19 protein-coding genes are annotated in these 18,352 nt (G+C 58.0%); 8 read left to right on the top strand and 11 right to left on the bottom strand.

Annotated elements, in window-relative coordinates:
* Window positions 1-15: 15 nt before the first annotated feature.
* Genes ACR0LH_RS02635 through ACR0LH_RS02615 form a run of 5 tightly spaced genes read left to right on the top strand, consistent with a single transcriptional unit; the run spans window position 16 to window position 6,246 of the window.
* On the top strand, window positions 16-648 hold the full coding sequence (locus tag ACR0LH_RS02635; RefSeq protein WP_480719570.1) for a phage distal tail protein, Rcc01695 family: 633 nt from the start codon (window positions 16-18) through the stop codon (window positions 646-648).
* Complete coding sequence (locus ACR0LH_RS02630; RefSeq protein WP_480719568.1) at window positions 648-1,535, top strand: DUF2163 domain-containing protein; 888 nt, start codon at window positions 648-650, stop codon at window positions 1,533-1,535. The genes ACR0LH_RS02635 and ACR0LH_RS02630 overlap by 1 nt, the downstream gene beginning before the upstream one ends.
* Window positions 1,532-1,978: a C40 family peptidase gene (locus tag ACR0LH_RS02625; protein WP_480719567.1), complete on the top strand. Its 447-nt coding sequence runs from the start codon at window positions 1,532-1,534 to the stop codon at window positions 1,976-1,978. Before ACR0LH_RS02630 ends, ACR0LH_RS02625 begins: the two co-directional genes overlap by 4 nt.
* Window positions 1,979-5,941, top strand: coding sequence for a baseplate multidomain protein megatron (locus ACR0LH_RS02620; RefSeq protein WP_480719566.1), 3,963 nt, complete (start codon window positions 1,979-1,981; stop codon window positions 5,939-5,941).
* Window positions 5,942-5,949: 8 nt separating this feature from the next.
* Window positions 5,950-6,246, top strand: a complete 297-nt coding sequence (locus tag ACR0LH_RS02615; RefSeq protein ID WP_480719565.1) for a DUF7742 family protein — start codon at window positions 5,950-5,952, stop codon at window positions 6,244-6,246.
* On the opposite strand, the gene ACR0LH_RS02610 is transcribed toward ACR0LH_RS02615, so the two are convergent.
* A complete protein-coding gene (locus ACR0LH_RS02610; protein WP_480719564.1) occupies window positions 6,227-6,565 on the bottom strand; it encodes a TraR/DksA family transcriptional regulator in 339 nt (112 codons plus the stop codon). The two genes, ACR0LH_RS02615 and ACR0LH_RS02610, sit on opposite strands and share 20 nt — an antisense overlap.
* A gap of 84 nt (window positions 6,566-6,649) precedes the next feature.
* On the opposite strand from ACR0LH_RS02610, the gene cysE reads away from it, so the two are divergent.
* Window positions 6,650-7,459 (top strand): serine O-acetyltransferase, encoded by an 810-nt coding sequence (cysE, locus tag ACR0LH_RS02605; RefSeq protein WP_170382710.1) that lies wholly within the window; start codon window positions 6,650-6,652, stop codon window positions 7,457-7,459.
* A 153-nt stretch (window positions 7,460-7,612) separates the two neighbouring features.
* Here the strand turns inward: cysE and ACR0LH_RS02600 are convergent, their stop codons facing one another.
* The 6 genes from ACR0LH_RS02600 to ACR0LH_RS02575 form a co-directional block, all read right to left on the bottom strand.
* Complete coding sequence (locus ACR0LH_RS02600; protein ID WP_480719562.1) at window positions 7,613-8,911, bottom strand: pyruvate dehydrogenase complex dihydrolipoamide acetyltransferase; 1,299 nt, start codon at window positions 8,909-8,911, stop codon at window positions 7,613-7,615.
* A 12-nt stretch (window positions 8,912-8,923) separates the two neighbouring features.
* On the bottom strand, window positions 8,924-10,294 hold the full coding sequence (locus ACR0LH_RS02595; RefSeq protein ID WP_480719560.1) for a pyruvate dehydrogenase complex E1 component subunit beta: 1,371 nt from the start codon (window positions 10,292-10,294) through the stop codon (window positions 8,924-8,926).
* 3 nt (window positions 10,295-10,297) lie between these two features.
* Window positions 10,298-10,687, bottom strand: a complete 390-nt coding sequence (locus ACR0LH_RS02590) for a VOC family protein (protein WP_480719558.1) — start codon at window positions 10,685-10,687, stop codon at window positions 10,298-10,300.
* Window positions 10,688-10,690: 3 nt separating this feature from the next.
* Entirely contained in the window at window positions 10,691-11,686 is a 996-nt protein-coding gene (gene pdhA / locus ACR0LH_RS02585) for a pyruvate dehydrogenase (acetyl-transferring) E1 component subunit alpha (protein ID WP_480719557.1), read from the bottom strand.
* A gap of 152 nt (window positions 11,687-11,838) precedes the next feature.
* A complete protein-coding gene (locus tag ACR0LH_RS02580) occupies window positions 11,839-12,138 on the bottom strand; it encodes a septum formation initiator family protein (RefSeq protein WP_170382720.1) in 300 nt (99 codons plus the stop codon).
* A gap of 125 nt (window positions 12,139-12,263) precedes the next feature.
* The gene (locus ACR0LH_RS02575; RefSeq protein WP_480719555.1) at window positions 12,264-13,454 is read right to left on the bottom strand and encodes a phosphoglycerate kinase; all 1,191 of its coding nucleotides are present in this window, start codon (window positions 13,452-13,454) and stop codon (window positions 12,264-12,266) included.
* Window positions 13,455-13,586: 132 nt separating this feature from the next.
* Here ACR0LH_RS02575 and ACR0LH_RS02570 point away from each other — a divergent pair, with 132 nt between their 5' ends.
* Together ACR0LH_RS02570 and ACR0LH_RS02565 are read left to right on the top strand one after the other, a co-directional pair.
* On the top strand, window positions 13,587-14,093 hold the full coding sequence (locus tag ACR0LH_RS02570) for a peptidylprolyl isomerase (protein ID WP_480719553.1): 507 nt from the start codon (window positions 13,587-13,589) through the stop codon (window positions 14,091-14,093).
* Entirely contained in the window at window positions 14,086-14,634 is a 549-nt protein-coding gene (locus ACR0LH_RS02565) for a peptidylprolyl isomerase (RefSeq protein WP_170697984.1), read from the top strand. Before ACR0LH_RS02570 ends, ACR0LH_RS02565 begins: the two co-directional genes overlap by 8 nt.
* Window positions 14,635-14,683: 49 nt before the next feature.
* On the opposite strand, the gene aqpZ is transcribed toward ACR0LH_RS02565, so the two are convergent.
* From aqpZ to ACR0LH_RS02545, 4 genes are all read right to left on the bottom strand, one after another.
* Window positions 14,684-15,370 (bottom strand): aquaporin Z, encoded by a 687-nt coding sequence (aqpZ, locus tag ACR0LH_RS02560; RefSeq protein WP_170382727.1) that lies wholly within the window; start codon window positions 15,368-15,370, stop codon window positions 14,684-14,686.
* Window positions 15,371-15,439: 69 nt separating this feature from the next.
* The gene (locus tag ACR0LH_RS02555; RefSeq protein WP_480719550.1) at window positions 15,440-16,270 is read right to left on the bottom strand and encodes a M90 family metallopeptidase; all 831 of its coding nucleotides are present in this window, start codon (window positions 16,268-16,270) and stop codon (window positions 15,440-15,442) included.
* Window positions 16,271-16,389: 119 nt separating this feature from the next.
* The gene (locus ACR0LH_RS02550) at window positions 16,390-16,890 is read right to left on the bottom strand and encodes a polymer-forming cytoskeletal protein (RefSeq protein WP_170382731.1); all 501 of its coding nucleotides are present in this window, start codon (window positions 16,888-16,890) and stop codon (window positions 16,390-16,392) included.
* The gene (locus ACR0LH_RS02545) at window positions 16,880-18,205 is read right to left on the bottom strand and encodes a DUF5930 domain-containing protein (RefSeq protein ID WP_170382733.1); all 1,326 of its coding nucleotides are present in this window, start codon (window positions 18,203-18,205) and stop codon (window positions 16,880-16,882) included. The genes ACR0LH_RS02550 and ACR0LH_RS02545 overlap by 11 nt, the downstream gene beginning before the upstream one ends.
* Window positions 18,206-18,352: the final 147 nt, after the last annotated feature.

Below are 18,352 nucleotides of genomic sequence, written 5' to 3'. Positions count from 1 at the left end.
ATCACGGAGCAGGTTATGAATTTCCACGAGGTGAGGTTTCAGGCCAGTTTGAGTTTCGGCTCGGTCGGTGGTCCAGAGCGGCGCACCGATATTGTGACGCTAGCCAATGGTTTTGAAGAACGGAACACGCCCTGGGCTCATTCGCGCAGGCGATATGATGCCGGGCTCGGGATGAGATCGCTGGATGACATCGAGACTTTGATCTCGTTCTTTGAGGCGCGGCAAGGGCAGATGTTTGGGTTTCGTTGGAAAGATTGGTCGGACTACAAGTCTGGTGCGGCCACTGCTGACGTTGACAAGGGCGATCAGGTGATCGCGCGCGGCGACGGGGTGCAAACCCAGTTTCAATTGGTTAAGACTTATGCATCCGGTGGTTTTCAATACATCAGACCCATTCTGAAGCCGGTGCTGGGTACCGTGAAAATCGGCCTTGAGCAGGACGAAGTTCGCGAAGGAGTAGACTTCGAGGTGGATATTACTCGGGGAAGGATCACTTTCTCTGATGCGCCGCCCGTTGGGGTCGAGGTCACCGCAGGCTTTGAGTTCGATGTGCCTGTTCGTTTTGATACGGACAAAATCCAGACCAGTGTTGCAAGTTTTCAGGCAGGTGACGTTCCTAATGTCCCTGTCGTCGAGGTGCGCGTCTGATGACCGAGAGTAAGCAGGAACTGCAAGAGCACCTAGAAACTGGATTGACGACCACGTGCCGATGCTGGGCAATCAAGCGTGCCGATGGTCAGGTTTTTGGTTTCACAGATCACGACATGGAACTGAACTTTGACGGCCTGTCGTTCAAAGCGAGCACGGGTTTAACCGCGACCGCGATTGATCAGGCGACCGGGCTTTCTATCGACAACTCAGAGGCGATGGGCGTTCTGTCAGACGCCTCTGTGAAGGATGCGGATATTGAAGCCGGTCGCTTTGATGGTGCCGAGGTTCGCGCCTGGCTTGTGAACTGGGCGGCACCGGATCAGAGATCGCTGCAATTCAGGGGGTCCATTGGCGAAATACGGCGCGCAGGCGGGGCTTTCCATGCTGAACTGCGCGGGTTGACCGATCTATTGAACCGGCCGATGGGACGGGTTTACCAGAAACCCTGCAACGCAGTTTTGGGTGATACTTCCTGCGGTTTTGACACAAGTTCCCCCGGCTATTTTGCCGAAGCGGAAGTCGTCAGTTTGACGGCTGGAAGTATCCTCAGGCTCAAAGGCGCCGAAGCCCCGGACAATGCTTGGTTCGAGCGCGGCCGTCTGGACGTGATCTCGGGCCTTGCGTCGGCTCTGTGGGGGTCCATCAAACAGGATGAACGTGTCGCAGGGGGGCGTGACATCACTTTGTGGTCCGGGATCAGCGGTGGGTTGGCCATCGGTGATCGTGTTCGCGTTACGGCAGGCTGCGACAAGAGGATGGAGACGTGCCGGAAGAAGTTCAGCAACCTTCTAAATTTCCAAGGTTTTCCAGACCTTCCCCGAGAGGATTGGGTTTTGGCCGTTCCCAAAAAGAGTCACCCAAACACCGGGGGCAGTCGGCGATGAGCGTTTCCAGACAGAATATCGTGGATGAAGCACGGACCTGGTTGGGGACCCCATATGTTCATCAGGCTTCGGTGAAGGGCGCAGGATCAGACTGTTTGGGGCTTCTGCGCGGTATTTGGCAAGAACTTCTCGGATCTGAGCCGGAGACAGTTCCCATCTATAGCATGGACTGGTCTGAACCTCAGGGCGAAGAACGAATGTGGGACGCCGCCAAGAGGCACTTGATCGCTAAAAAGCCGCAGGAACCAGACCTTGGCGACGTCCTGTTGTTCCGTATGCGCGAGCAGTGCGTCGCAAAGCATCTTGGGATCGTCAGCGCGACCGGTTCGGAGCTGCGATTTATTCACGCGTATTCAGGCCACGGCGTTGTTGAAAATACGCTGAGCGACCCTTTGCGCCGCCGGGTGGTCGCTTGTTTTGAATTTCCGCTGGAGGGTATTTGATTGGCTACAATTTTTCTGTCTGCGGCTGGGGCTGCAATAGGCGGCGCTATTGGCGGAACCGTTGCGGGGTTATCCTCGGCAGTGGTCGGCCGGGCGATCGGCGCGTCCTTGGGGAATGTAATTGACCAACGGTTGATGAGCCAATCACTGATGGGCAGTGGCAGCGAGGTGGTTGAAACGGGTCGGCTTGATCGCTTTCGGCTAACGGAAACAGGTGAAGGGGCTCCGGTGGCGACGGTTTTCGGTCGAATGCGTGTCGGAGGGCAGGTCATCTGGGCCTCGGATTTTCTGGAAACCCGCAGTACCAGTACGGCTACGCAATCAGGCGGTGGTGGCAAAGGAGCGCCAAGAGCGCCCGAAGTTTCCACCACCACACATAGCTACAGTTACTCGGTGTCGTTGGCGATCGCACTTGGATCCGGCCAAATTGCGGATGTCCCGCGCGTTTGGGCGGACGGTGAAGAAATCGAGCGCGCTGGACTAAACATGCGGATTTACCATGGGTCCTACGACCAGCTTCCTGACCCTCTGATCGAGGCGATTGAAGGTGCGGGCGCTGTTCCGGCCTATCGGGGCACGGCCTATGTGGTGATCGAAGACCTTCAGTTGGCATCTTTCGGCAACCGTATCCCACAGTTTTCCTTTGAGGTCGTGCGCCAGGATCAGCCGGGATTGCCGGAAACCCAAGATGCGTTGTCCCAGAGCATTCGCGGCGTGGCGATGATGCCGGGTACGGGCGAGTACGCATTGGCAAGCACGCAAGTAAACTACACAAAGGGCAAGGGTCAAAGCTGGGCCGCGAACGTAAACTCTGCGTCGGGCGAGCCTGATCTTGTGACATCCACCAAGGCTCTGAACGCGGAACTGCCGTCTTGCGAGGCGGCGTCTCTGATTGTGTCTTGGTTTGGCGACGATCTGCGCTGTGATCAATGCCAGATTCGACCCAAGGTCCTGCATAAGGACGTGGAAGGTGAAAACATGGCGTGGCATGTGGCTGGCGAGACGCGGCAGTCTGCACAGGTCGTGCAGCATGATCAGGACCGTCCCGTCTACGGGGCTACACCAGCAGACGAGGCCGTTGTACAGGCTATTCGGCATCTGAAAGGCGTCGGAAAACGCGTGATGTTTTATCCGTTCATCCTTATGGATCAATTGCGCGACAACGGTTTGCCTGACCCATGGTCTGACGCTGCGAGCCAGCCACATTTGCCGTGGCGCGGCCGAATTACGCTGAGCGCAGCGCCCGGCCAAGAAGGGTCAGTGGATGGAACGGCCGCTGCGGATGCCGAGGTTTCCAGTTTCTTCGGGCAGGCTCGTGCGGACGACTTTGTCGTAGATGACGGGACCGTCACATATTCGGGTCCACATGAGTGGGGATTGTTCCGGTTCATCTTGCACTACGCTGCGCTGTGCAGAGCAGCAGGCGGAGTAGAGTCCTTTTGCATAGCTTCGGAAATGAGAGGGCTAACCCAAATCAGAGGAACTTCGGGGTTTCCAGCCGTAGCACAGATGCGAGTTCTGGCTGGAGAGGTTCGCAAGATTCTGGGACCAGAGACCAAGATCGGCTACGCCGCGGACTGGAGCGAGTATTTCGGGTATCAGCCCGCAGACGGCAGTGGCGACCGGTATTTTCATCTCGACCCTCTTTGGGCGGACGGCAACATAGATTTCGTAGGGATCGACAACTACATGCCCCTGTCCGACTGGAGGGATGGTGACGAGCACCTGGATGCCCGCAATGGCGCACGCGCAATCTATGAGATTGACTACTTGCGCGCCAATATTGAGGGCGGTGAAGGGTATGAATGGTACTATGCATCCCCGGAAGAGGCCGAGACTCAAATACGCTCTCCGATCGAGGATGCCGAGCACGATGAACCTTGGATTTGGCGATACAAGGATTTGCGCAATTGGTGGGCCAATCCCCATCACGAACGCATTGCTGGCGTTCGGCAAGCTGACCGTACGGCTTGGGTGCCGGGCTCAAAACCCATCTGGTTCACAGAGTTGGGGTGCGCAGCGATAGACAAGGGCACCAATCAGCCCAACAAGTTTTTGGACCCCAAATCGTCTGAGTCCGGTTTGCCGCGATATTCCAACGGGTTGCGTGACGACTTCATGCAATATCAGTATTTGAAGGCGATACTTGGTTATTGGTCCGACTCAAACATCAACCCGGTTTCGGAAGTCTATGGCGCGCCAATGGTGGACATGTCCAACGCCTACGTCTGGGCCTGGGATGCCCGCCCGTTTCCGGCATTTCCGAACTTGCGCAGCCAGTGGGAGGATGGCGAGAACTATGCGCGTGGCCATTGGCTGAATGGACGGTCCGGCGCACGAACATTGGCGTCGGTCGTGGCCGAGATTTGTCATGCGGCCAGGGTGACTGACATCGATACGTCAGGACTTTTCGGTATTGTGCGCGGATATGTGGTTGAACAGGTCTCTGATGCACGGTCGGCGTTGCAACCCTTGATGTTGAGATACGGGTTTGATGCGATTGAGCGTGACGGCGTTCTTCTATTTCAAATGCGCGATGGCCGGAAACCGATCGCGCTTGACCCAGATGAGCTCGCGACCTGTAGCGAAATTGAAGGCATCATCGAACATCGCCGGGAAGCTGAGGCTGAGATGACTGGTCGAGTTCGATTGCGGTTTGTTCAGTCTGACGCAGATCATGAAATCGTGTCCGAAGAAGCGGTGCCTCCGGATGCGCGTACGCATGCGGTTTCGGTGAACGAGATGCCGCTGTCAATGACACGAGCTGAAGGGCGTCAAACGGTTGAAAGATGGCTTAGTGAGGCAAGGGTTTCGCGCGAAACTACTCGTTTTGCCTTGCCGCCTTCGATGTCGCCTGTTGGCGTTGGCGACGTCGTTAGCCTGAAAGGTGATGAACAGCGTGCGCGCTATCGCATCGACCGCCTTGAGCAGGCTGAGGTGCAAATTGCGGACGCCGTTCGGATCGAACCGGGCGTTTACACCCCTTCGGACCTACCGGATGATATCGTGGCAGAAAGCCCATTTGTCGCTCCGGTGCCGGTGTATCCAGTGTTCCTGGATTTACCCCTCATAACGGGGTCAGAGGTCCCCCATGCTCCGTACCTTGCGATCTCGGCCGATCCTTGGCCGGGAAGTGCTGCGGTTTACGCCGCTGCAACCGATGAAGACTACGTGTTGCAGCAGGTCGTTTCAGGCCAGGCGGTGATCGGGTTTACACAAACCCCGCTGCGCCGGGCCAGCGCCGGTCTGTGGGATGAAGGTGCCCCGTTACTTGTTAACCTCATAGGAGGGGTGCTGGAATCACGTCCGCGCGAAGCGCTGTTGAGCGGAGCCAATTTTGCGGCCATCGGGGATGGCACGCCGGATAATTGGGAGGTGTTCCAGTTCGCGCATGCAGACCTGCAATCCGAAGGTGTCTACGCTTTGTCGAAACGGCTACGGGGACAGTTTGGGACTGATGCGGCAATTCCCGATGTTTGGCCCGAGGGGTCCGTTTTTGCATTGCTTGACCAAAGGGTTGCCCAGACCGCTCTCTCGCGTTCAGAGCGCCGAGTCGCAAAGCACTACAGAATCGGTCCGGCGACCCGCGGTTATGACGACCCATCCTTTGTTCATCAGGTTGAGGCGTTCAATGGGAATGGATTGCGTCCCTATGCACCTGTGCATCTGCGCTTTCGCCCTGACGGTCTGGAGGACGTACTTTCATGGACACGCCGCACACGGATTGACGGCGATGACTGGGGCGGAATGGAAGTGCCGCTGGGCGAGGAAACCGAATCCTATCTGATCCAGATCCGGGTGGACGGGTCCTTAGTACGCGAACAAATCGTCAACCAACCTAACTGGGCATACACGGATGCTATGAAGTTGGAGGACGGCGTCGATGGCCCCTACGATTTCCGCGTTGCTCAGCTATCGGCTGCGTATGGCCCCGGCTTGTACGCCGAGCTTGCCGCAGGCTAGGCGCAGGGATGCGGCCAGTTCTCCACGGAGATGTCAGTGCTGCGGCGCGCGCCTTGTTGCGTGCGCCGTTGGCTGATCGAAATCAGCTATGTGCCAGAATGATGGAGGAGGCAGAAATAGCCGATAGATACGTCATTCAGACGGGGCGGACACACCCATTATACGGCAACGGATCATTGATGTACGCGGCTCGCACACGGCCTTTGGCGGACGAACCAAGCTTTGACGACTTGCAATATTGTCTGTGTTTCGAGTTGGTTATCCGTTGCCTTGTTAAGTTTCGCCTTAACCAGAAGCACAGCTAACGCATTTGCTGGCGGCATAGTCCAGGTTCAGCCGCCCAATCGGAATTTCGTCGCCACAATCTTCGCAGAAACCGAATTCGCCATCTTCTATTCTGATTAACGCGGCCTTGAGCCGGCTCATTTCGCGGTTTCTGTTGGCTTGTTGCGCCTTGGCCATTGCTTGGTTTTGCAGCGCGTCCATTCTGCTGAGGCGACCAACTGCTTGCTGATCCAGATGGACGACTTCCTGCGCCTTTTTTCCTGCCTCCGAGCTTTGCTCTAGCTCCGCCAATCGGCTGCGAATCCGAGTGTCGAAATCGGCCAACATGGATCTATTCATTTTCGTTATCCTGTTGATCACGGGTTTGCGCTTTGCGTTTTTACGACTAAATGGCATTCTAGGCGCAGCAAAGGATCAAAAGCCATGTTGGAAACGCGCAGTTATGTAACACCTGTCGATCCCGTTTGGGATCGCATCACGACCGAAGCGCAGTCGGCCGTCGAAGACGAGCCGCTGATGGGTGGGCTGGTGCACGCATGTATCCTGCACCACCGCAGCCTTGAAAAAGCTTTGTCATACAGAGTTTCGGCCAAGCTGTGCTCGAATGAAATGTCCATGATGGTTCTGCGCGAGATCGTGGACGAAGCCTATGCCGACGATCCTTCTCTGATTGAGGCGGCGCGCGCCGACTTGATGGCCGTTTACGAACGCGACCCTGCCTGTCACCGCCTGTTACAGCCGATCCTTTACTTTAAGGGCTATCAGGCGATGCAAGCCTATCGTGTTGCCCATTGGCTTTGGCAGAAGGGTCGTCACGATCTGGCTTATTTCTTTCAGATGCGCTCGTCCGAGATATTCGGGATCGACATTCATCCGGCCGCAAAGATTGGCAAGGGTATCATGATCGACCACGCGCACTCGATCGTCATCGGTGAAACTGCCGTCGTCGGGGACAATGTCTCGATGCTTCATTCCGTGACACTTGGTGGGACCGGTAAAGAAGAAGAACAACGGCACCCCAAGATTGGTGACGGTGTTCTGATCGGTGCAGGGGCCAAGGTTCTGGGCAACATCGAGGTCGGTCATTGCAGCCGCATTGCAGCCGGTTCGGTTGTGTTGCAGGCCGTTCCCTCATGTAAAACGGTTGCGGGTATTCCTGCTAAGATCGTCGGAGAGGCGGGTTGTGATCAACCTGCGATCTCGATGGATCATATGCTGGGTAAGGATCAGTAGTCATTGCTTCGCGCGGCGAGCCTGCGGAAGACTTTGGATCAATATGGACGCAGGCATTTCCCGATTTGAGAAAACTATACCTGCCTGCGCCACACGCGATCATCGCGTCAGGTTGCGGACGCCCGGTTAGAAAACCGGGCGTCTTATTGTTTGTCAGGCCAGCATGACCATTGGATTCTCGAGGTTCTCGACAATGGCTTGCAGCAGTTCCGCGCCTAGTGCGCCGTCAATCACACGGTGATCCACGGACATCGTTACGGACATCACAGTCGCAACTGTCAGTTCTCCGTCATCGCCGACAACTGGTTTTTTGACCCCTGTACCTACAGCCAGAATACCGGCGTGCGGCGGGTTCACGATGGCGTCGAAATTGTCGATGCCGAACATGCCCAGATTCGAGATCGCAAACGTGCCGCCCTGGTATTCATGCGGGGCCAGTTTGCGTTCGCGGGCGCGGCCGGCAAGGTCTTTCATCTCGGTCGACAGCGCGGATAGCGACTTGGTGTCGGCATCCTGTAGAACCGGGGTGAACAGACCGCCCTCGATAGCGACGGCCACGGCCACGTCCGAAGGTTTCAGTTGCAGCACCCGGTCACCGGCCCAGACCGCGTTACAGGCCGGAACCTGTTGCAGCGCGTTGGCAACGGCCTTGATAATGAAGTCGTTGACGCTGAGCTTTACGCCCCGGCCTTCCAACTGCTTGTTCAACTGGCTGCGGAACTTGAGCAGCGCGTCCAGCTTGATATCGCGGCGCAGGTAGAAATGCGGGATCGTCTGCTTGGCCTCGGACAGGCGCGAGGCAATGGTCTTGCGCATCCCGTCCAGCTTGATTTCCTCATACGCGCGGCCCTCGTACATTTTGGCTACGGCGTCTGCTGAAGGTCCAGCCGGTGCAGCCGCCGCCGCTGCGGGAGCCGCCGCTGCAGGTGTCGGAGCTGGTGCAGTAGCGGTAGCACCCTCGACATCCGCCTTGACGATGCGTCCATGCGGGCCGGAACCGGTGATCTGCGCCAGATCGAGACCTTTTTGCGCTGCGATGCGCCGGGCGAGAGGTGAGGCAAAGATACGTCCACCATCGGATTTAACCGGAGCAGCCGGAGCAGGGGCAGGCGCCTCGGATACCGCTGGCGCGGCAGCCTCGTTACCTGCGGCGGCCGGGGCCGCCTCGGGCGCTTTGGCAGGCGTGGCCGCGATATCATCCGCGCTTTCGCCATCTTCCAGCAGAACCGCAATGGCGGTGTTGACCTTAACCCCTTCTGTGCCTTCTGGGATCAGGATTTTGCCGATGGTGCCTTCGTCAACGGCCTCGAACTCCATCGTGGCCTTGTCGGTTTCGATCTCGGCCAGCAGGTCGCCGGACGATACGGTGTCACCCTCTTTGACCAGCCATTTGGCAAGAGTGCCTTCCTCCATGGTCGGCGAAAGGGCGGGCATCAGAATTTCTGTGGGCATCTGTGTCGCTCCTTACCGGTAGGTCACTTGTTTGACGGCGGCGATCACTTCATCGGTGGTGATCAGGGCCAACTTTTCGAGGTTCGCGGCGTAGGGCATCGGTACGTCCTTGCCGGTGCAGTTGATGACTGGCGCGTCGAGATAGTCGAACGCTTCCTGCATCACGACCGAGCTGATATAGCTGCCGACCGAGCCTTGCGGCCAGCCTTCCTCGACGGTCACCAGACGGTTGGTTTTCATCACCGAATTGATGATCGCGCCCGTGTCCATCGGGCGGATGGTGCGCAGGTCAATGACCTCGGCGCTGATGCCGTCTTCGGCCAGTTTGTCAGCGGCTTCCAGCGCGTACTGCATCCCGATGCCAAAACTGACGATGGTCACGTCTGTGCCTTCGCGCCAGATGCGTGCCTTGCCCAACGGTATGGTCAGGTCATCCACCTGAGGCACGTCGGAGGAGCGGCCGTAGAGGATTTCGTTTTCCAGAAATACCACTGGGTTGGGATCGCGGATCGCTGATTTCAGCAGACCTTTAGCGTCAGCGGCCGAGTAGGGCATCACAACTTTCAAGCCGGGAATCTGCATATACCATGCAGCGTAGTCCTGCGAGTGCTGAGCGGCCACGCGTGCGGCGGCACCATTCGGCCCCCGGAACACGATCGGACAACCCATCTGACCACCGGACATATAGAGCGTCTTGGCGGCGGAGTTGATGATCTGGTCAATCGCCTGCATCGCGAAATTGAAAGTCATGAACTCGACAATCGGTTTCAAACCACCAAAGGCAGAACCGACCGCGATACCGGCAAAACCGTGCTCGGTGATCGGGGTGTCGATCACGCGCTTGCCGCCGAACTCGTCCAAAAGTCCCTGAGAGACCTTGTAGGCCCCTTGGTATTCGGCAACTTCCTCACCCATCAGATACACATCTTCATCACCGCGCATTTCCTCGGCCATTGCATCGCGCAGGGCCTCACGGACCGTCTGCTGGGCCATCTCAGCTTCTGCGGGCCAGTCCGGTGAAAGATCAACCACAGGCGCAGCGGGTGCTGCGGCAGGAGCGGGAGCCTCAACCGCCGCAGGTGCGGCTTCGGCTACCGCTGCGGCTGCTGGCGCCGCCGCGGGCAGGGCCGAGGCGTCTTCGCCTTCTTCAACTAGGATCGCAATAGGCGTATTCACCTTGACCCCTTCGGTTCCTTCCGCGATCAGGATCTTGCCGACAATGCCTTCATCGACGGCCTCGAACTCCATCGTCGCTTTGTCGGTTTCGATCTCGGCCATGATATCGCCCGAGGATACGGTGTCGCCTTCCTTGACCAGCCATTTGGCCAGTGTGCCCTCTTCCATCGTGGGCGAAAGGGCGGGCATGAGAATTTCGGTTGCCATGTCTCAGTTTCCTTCCGGGGCCGGGGTGATCATCCCGACGATGTTTCCTTGTCCGTCTTCAACATAGGCGCAGCGGCCTATGCCGGGATAATCGGCGGGCGGCAGCGCTTCGGCGCCGCCATTTGCCAATGCCCACGCGTAGCGTTCGTCGCAATCACTGACTTCAAAGGTCATGGTGCCACCGCGCACCGGGCTACCGGCAGCGGGAGCTTCGCCTTGGCGCTGCATCAGGCCGCCGGTCAGCCCTAGGCTGTCGCCGATCTGGTCGCCATTGATCAGATGATAGCCGACTTCTTCGCCGCCAGGCATTGGTGTGAACGCCCAGTCGAATAGGCCGGCATAGAACGCTTTGGCCTGCTCGACGTTGCTGGCGTGAATCTCGAAATGCGGCATCTGTCAGGCCTCGGCGTAGATATCGGTCCAGAGCTCTTCAACCGAAGGCTCGGGGCTTTCTTTCGAGAATTCAGCCGCCTGGTTGACGATCTCTTTGATTTCCTTGTCGATCGCCTTCAGGTCGTCCTCGGCCGCGTATTTGCCGGTCAGCAACAGTTCCCGCACATGTTCGATCGGGTCGCTTTGCTCGCGGACCTTCTGAACTTCTTCGCGGGTGCGGTACTTGGCCGGGTCGGACATCGAGTGGCCACGGTACCGGTATGTCTTGATCTCAAGGATGTACGGACCTTTACCTGCGCGGCAATGCGCGACAGCTTTCTCACCAGCTTCCTTGACGGCCAGAACGTCCATGCCATTTACGATTTCACCGGGGATACCGAAGGCTTCACCGCGGTGGAAGATGTCCTTGGTCGAGGTCGAGCGCGCCTGAGCAGTCCCCATCGCGTACTGATTGTTTTCGATCACGAACACGACAGGCAAATCCCAAAGGGCCGCCATGTTGAACGTCTCATAGACCTGACCCTGGTTGGCAGCGCCGTCACCGAAATAGGTGAAGGTCACGCGGCCATTTTCCTTGTATTTGTCAGCAAACGCCAAACCGGCACCCAAAGGCACCTGCGCTCCAACAATGCCGTGACCACCGTAAAAGTTCTTCTCTTTCGAGAACATGTGCATCGAGCCGCCCTTGCCCTTGGACAAGCCGCCGATACGTCCGGTCAGTTCGGCCATCACGCCGCCCGGATCCATGCCGCAAGCCAGCATATGACCGTGATCCCGATAGGAGGTGATCCGCTTGTCGCCGTCTTCGGCGGCTGCCTCAAGACCAACAACAACCGCTTCCTGACCGATATAGAGGTGGCAGAACCCGCCAATCAGACCCATGCCATAAAGTTGACCAGCCTTTTCCTCGAATCGGCGGATCAACAGCATCTCTCGGTAGTAAGTGATAAGCTCTTCCGCAGAAACATTTGGTTTCTTTGTGGTTTTTCGCGCAGCCATGGCGGCGATCTCCCCCTCTCGGCAAGATAGTTTAGCGTTAAACTATTTCATAGAGCATTTGCTGCGATCTGGCGAGGGTAAATGTGACGCAGCGTCGACTTCTGCGAAGTTCGGCGTGTTAGCGCCGTGAAGCCAGCACGTTTTGACAGCAATTAGCGAATGACGATTTCGTCCGACCGGATCATGCCAAGCACCGAGCGCGCCTGTTGATCCAGCAAATCCAGATCCAGATAGGTGTCCGAGAGCCTGCGGGTCAGGTTTTCCATTTCTGTGATCTCGCCTTCAAGCTTGGCAAGGTCGCGCGACAGAGCGTCCCGTTCCGCAGCAATCTCGACCCGTCGGAACAGGCCATAGTCGCCCTGCACGGCGGCGAAGGTGAAATAAACACCCAGCACAAATGCCACCATAAAGAATGCGACTGAGCCCAAACCGGGCCGATTGGAACGGGACACTCTGTTTACCGCCGTATGAAGTCTGCCTCAATAACGGACCCTTTTCGGGCCTCTGATCGCACTATGTCACAGGTGATTCGGGTTGTGAATCCCCTGATTCGACAAAAACGCGCTGGCTGGCGGTTTTATTGCTCCAGCGCGGCAACGCCGGGCAGGGTCTTGCCTTCCATCCACTCGAGGAACGCGCCGCCTGCGGTCGAGATATACGAGAAATCCCTTGCCGCACCTGACGCGTTTAGCGCGGCGACCGTGTCACCCCCGCCCGCGACCGAAACCAATTGACCGGACCGTGTCAGGGCCGCTGCTTTCAGCGCAGCCGCGTTGGTCGCGGTGTCAAACGGCTCGATCTCGAACGCGCCTAGCGGTCCGTTCCAGATCAGGGTCTGGGTTTGGCCGAAGATATGCGAAATCGCGGCCACGCTGTCTGGGCCTGCGTCAAGGATCATGCCGTCGTTGGTGCATTGATCGGCGGGCAGGACCTGATGGGGGGCACCTGCCTCGAACTTTTCGGCTACGACGATGTCAGTGGGCAGGACGATGGTGCAGCCCGAGGTTTCCGCCTTGGCCATGATCTCGGCCGCAGTGTCCTTCATCGCGGTTTCAGCCAGCGATTTTCCAACGTTGAGACCTTGGGCGACAAGAAATGTATTCGCCATGCCGCCACCGATCACCAGATAGTCCACCTTGTCGATCAGATTGCCCAGCAGCTCCAGCTTGGTCGAAACCTTGGCCCCACCCACAACCGCCGTCACTGGGCGTTTGGGCGCGCCCAGAGCGCCCTCCAGCGCCTCCAGTTCGGCCTGCATCAGGCGGCCCGCACAGGCAGGCAACAGGCGGGCGATGGCCTCGGTCGAGCTGTGGGCGCGGTGCGCGGCCGAGAATGCGTCGTTGCAATAGACGTCTCCCAGCTTGGCCATACCAGCGGCCAGGTCGGTGTCATTCTTGGTCTCGGCGGCATGGAAACGGGTGTTTTCAAGCAGCAGCACCTGACCGGGCTGCAACTGCTCGGCGGCAAGTTCAGCCTCGGTGCCTACACAATCGGCGGCGAACAGGACGGTCGCGCCGAAAGCAGCCTCAAGCGTTGAGACCAGTTGTTTCAGCGACAGGTTCTCGCGCCGCTCACCACCCGGCCTTCCGAAATGCGCCAGCAGGATCGGCTTGCCGTTTGCTGCAAGGATGTCGCGAACCGTGGGCACGATGCGCTGAATGCGGGTGGCGTCGGTCACAACGCCGTCAACGACCGGCACGTTGATATCCACGCGCACCAGTACGCGCTTGCCGTTCAGATCCATATCGTCCAGCGTTTTCCAGCCCATCGTCCTATCCTTGCCCTAAAAACCGATTTAGGCGGTTCTTTTCCTGCATTTTGCCCTCAGGTCAATGCGTCACTTGGCTTTCACGCGTCCGGCGCATAGGTATTTGCGCAAGACAAACGACAGGAGGGCCACATGGCCGAGATCAAGGATCCCGAAAACACCATCATCATCGAGCTGAAAGGCGGTAATGTCGTCATCGAGCTGCTGCCCGACGTGGCGCCCTTGCACAGTGCGCGCATGAAAGAGCTGGCCCGTGGTGGCGAGTATGACAACGTGGCCTTCCACCGTGTGATCGACGGCTTCATGGCGCAGACTGGCGACGTGCAGCACGGCGACATGGAGGACGGGTTCAACCTGCGTATGGCGGGCACCGGCGGGTCGTCGTTGGCTGACGTTCCGGCAGAGTTCTCCAAGCTGCCTCATGACCGTGGAACTTTGGGCGCGGCGCGGTCGCAAAACCCGAACTCGGCCAACTCGCAGTTCTTCATCAACTTCAAGGACAACCATTTCCTGAACGGTCAGTACACCGTTTACGGTCGTGTGATCGACGGGATGGAGCATGTGGACGCGATCGTGCGCGGCGAGCCGCCTGCGACCCCGGACCGCATGATCAGCGTCAAGGTGGCTGCCGATGCATAAGCTGGCCGCCGCATTTACCTTGCTGGCCAGCCCTGCGTTGGCCACGGGCCTTGAGATCGAGATCGAAGGCGAGGGTGCGAACGGCATCGTCACCGTTGACCTTTTTGAAGATCTTGCGCCCAAGCATGTCGAGCAGATCACTGCGATTGCCGCCGCCGGTCAGTATGATGGCGTGGTGTTTCACCGTGTGATCGAAGACTTTATGGCTCAGACTGGTGATGTCGAACACGGTCGGCTAGGCAGCGACATGCGCAGTGCCGGGACTGGCGGTTCGGACAGACCTGACCTGCCTGCGGAATTCTCGGACTTCAATTTTGACCGGGGTGTCGTGGGCATGGCGCGTGCACCGGATCCTAACAGCGCCAATTCGCAGTTCTTCATCATGTTCGCGCCCAACTCGCACCTGAACGGTCAGTACACCGTTGTTGGCCAAGTGACGGGCGGGATGGACGTTGTTGACGCGATCAAGCGCGGTGACGGCCCCAACGGAGCGGTCATCGGTCAGCCGGACGTGATGAAAAAGGTTACTGTAACTGAGTAACAGGTGAGACCCCGGTGCCCTTTGCTCCGGGGTCTTTCAAGAACAGGGCTTAGTCGTCGCCCATTGTTTTCCAGATTATTGCGCCAATTGCACCACCGATCAAAGGTGCGACCCAGAACAGCCAAAGCTGCGCAAGGGCGGGTCCGTCCGCAAACAGCGCAACGCCGGTCGAGCGTGCGGGATTCACCGAAGTGTTCGTTACCGGGATCGAGATCAGGTGGATCAGTGTCAGCCCCAGACCGATAGCGATCGGGCCAAACCCGGCCGGAGCACCTTCAGACGTGGCGCCCAGAATGATAACGATAAAGAAGGCCGTCAGCACGATCTCGATGACAAGCGCAGATAGCATCGAATACCCTTCGGGCGACGCTTCGCCGTAACCATTGGTGGCAAAGCTGCCGACCCCCGTAAATTCGGGCGCGCCACTGACAATCACGTACAGGACCGCAGCCGCCGCGATTGCACCGATCACTTGCGCGATCCAGTAGGGTATGAGGTCTTTGGCCGGAAACCGTCCGCCAATCATCAGGCCAAGGCTGACAGCCGGGTTGAAATGGCCGCCCGATATGTGGCCCACCGCGTAAGCCATCGTCAGTACGGTGAGGCCAAAGGCAAAGGATACACCCAGCCAGCCAATGCCTACATCCGCCACGCCTGCGGCCAAGACAGCGCTGCCGCAGCCGCCCAAGACCAGCCAGAACGTGCCGAAGAATTCGGCGATGAGTTTCGATGACATGAAAAGCCCTCCCAAAAACAATGGGTTCAGTGTAATTCAAAAAATCAATTTTGTGAAATTCTTGTGGGATCACGTCCCGCTGGTTGAGGTTTTCCCCCAGGTGGCGGGATCCAGTCGGAACAGTTTTACCAGTTGCTCGTAAATACCGGGCGCTTCGGATTTCAGGGCGTGGGGTCTCTCGAAAAAGACCTCGACCGATACAGCAAAGAACTCTTCGTGGCCGACCGCGCCATATGGATCAATGACTGTGTGCCGCCCCTTTTCCACAGACCGAACATGGGCGTCGTAGGCGGCTAGAAAGGCGCGTTCCCATTCGGCAAAGGTCTGGCCGTGGCTGAGGATCGGAACGCCGTTGGTTCCGCCTGACAGGTCGTCGATCTGATGCGCGAACTCGTGCAGGACCACGTTGTGTCCATCATGGTCATCCAGCGCGCCTTGCCTGCTGTGGGACCATGACAGGATGACCGGCCCCCGGTCCCAGCTTTCGCCGGTGCGGACGATTTCCTTTTCGCTGACAACGTACCCGTCTTGCCTGCGCTGACGGGATTTGAAAGCGTTCGGATAAATCAGGATTGTCGTCAGATGATCGTACCATAGTGGGCTGTTGACGATTAGGAGGCACGCCTGCGCCGCGATTGCCAAACGCATTTCGTCGGTGACGTCCAAGCCATCGCACCCGTAGAACCTCACCTGATCCAGAAACAGGTTTACCTTGCCATCCAGCGCACCGCGAAGCTCTGGCGGTAGGCGGCGTACTATAGGAACCTGCTCCTCTACTATGGCGCTTTGACGGGGGGTGAGGGGGGTGGACAACAGCGTGCTGCGTGTTTTTGCTTTGGACCAATGGCGATAGGCCAAGTACCCGGCGGCCAAAAGCAGAACAGAAAAGAAAACCCACATCCGACAAGCCTATACGCGACAAACTTGGCTGGGAACCGGAAACTGTTTTTCGTGCCCTTACAAAAAAACGCCGCAGGTTTTACCGCGGCGTTTTCTTTTTCATAACGTTCGAGGCGTGCTTACTGCTTGACCTCGGCGGCCGGGTTGGAACCCGACTTTGCGCTGCGACCCGGGTTCAGCGGGTCGTCCTGACGCTGTACCGAACCTTCAAAATGCGCGCCGCTTTCGATCGCGATGGTCTTGTGGATGATGTCGCCTTCGACACGTGCGGTCGAGGTCAGACGTACTTTCAGACCACGCACACGGCCCACAATGCGGCCGTTGATCACCACGTCATCTGCGGTGACTTCGCCCTTGATGGTCGCTGTTTCACCGATCGTCAGCAGATGCGCACGGATGTCGCCTTCGACAGTTCCTTCAACCTGAATATCGCCAGAGGTTTTCAGGTTGCCGGTGATGTGCAGATCCGAAGACAGAACCGACGCCGGAGGCTTGGGCTTGGGCGCGGTGCTCGCCTTGTTTTCCGACGGTGCAGGGGCAGCCGGTGTTGCTGGTGCGGCGGGTTTTGCCGCTTCAGGTGCATTGGAACCGGGCTCGTTGATTTTGCTCTTAGAAAACATTTCTCGCAGCCTTGATATAAGTCATTGGGTTAACAGGTTTTCCGTTCACACGCACCTCATAGTGCAGGTGCGTGCCGGTCGACCGTCCGGTGCTACCCATATCAGCAATATGATCCCCGCGCGAGACCCTTTGACCAACCTTTACCCTGATCTTGGTATTATGGGCGTAAAGTGTCTCAATTCCGAAGGCGTGCTTGATTTTTACCAGCCGCCCGAACCCGGACTGCCAGCCAGCATGGGTGACCACTCCGTCGGCGGTCGATAGAATATCCGTACCATGCGCACCCGCAAAATCGGCACCGTTATGCATGCGGCGACCGCCGGTCTTGGGGTCACGGCGCGTTCCAAAGCCGCTGGTAAAACGCACAACTGAGTTTACCGGGCTTGCAAACGGAGCTTTCTCGGCGGCGATGCGATAGAGGTTCAGCTGATCCATCTGCTGCAGCAGCGTGTTCGCGCGGATTTCGTCGGGGGTCAGTTCCTCACCGCGCGTGCTGAAGGATATGGGGGTTAGGGGGCCACCCATGCCGCTGTACCCACGCCGTACTTCTTCAATGATACGGTCAGTAGGCATACCTGCATTGCGGAACATCTTGTCGAGCGGTTCGACAGAGATGACCATTGCTTCTTCCAGTTGACGGAATATTTCGTCGCTACGTTCCTGCATAAGCTGGATTTCCAGCTCAAGATCGTCGCGTTGATCCAGCGCGTCCTTGGCGTCGGCTGCGATCTGATCACGTTCCATTGCGGTTCTGACCAGCGCTTCGGTCATAAAATTCATTTGCGCCGGGCTGGTGGCGCTTGCCATTTGCACCTCGTCCGAACCCGCATCTAGGTTTAGCTTGGCCAGTTCGGTGCGGGCGTCTTCGCGCTGTTTCATCGTGGCGCGCAGGGTGGTCTGGATCACTTCGATCCCGGTCTCAAGCTCGCGGCGGCGGTTTTCCGAGGCCAGCAGCTCGGACTGCATGGCGGAAATCTGTTCCAGGGCGGCGTTGAACCGGTCCTGCGCCATCAGCGCTTCCTGAGCGCGGACATCACGCTCGGCCGACAGAACATTCAGGCGTTCCTGATACGTAGCCTGATCGCGTTTCGCCTGCTCGCGGAAATTCCCGGACCCAATGCTGTCCATCAGCAGGATCGCGGTGGCAACAGCGGTCCAGCCCACGATCACTGCGACACCCGCGACAGCAGCAACCTGCGTCTCGGAACTCAGCCGGATGAACCGGGTGTCGTTGTCAGATTTCAGAAAAACCCTGCGTTCTGGAAAGTGCCGCTCGAGTAGTGAGTGTAGTTTTATTGCCAGACGTGTTCGCACGCGTCTTCACCTCTTTATCCCCATGATCGGGAGCGGTCGTGAGTGATAGCCGTCCCTTGGCCGAAGTGCATAGAGGGCGCGCTTGATTTGGGCAAGTTTGTTAACCAGTTTACTCTGCAAAGCAGGTTATTCCCGCCAATTCTCGGC

Source organism: Ruegeria sp. CL6, from assembly GCF_056536465.1.
This window is presented reverse-complemented; position numbering and strand designations above follow the sequence as displayed.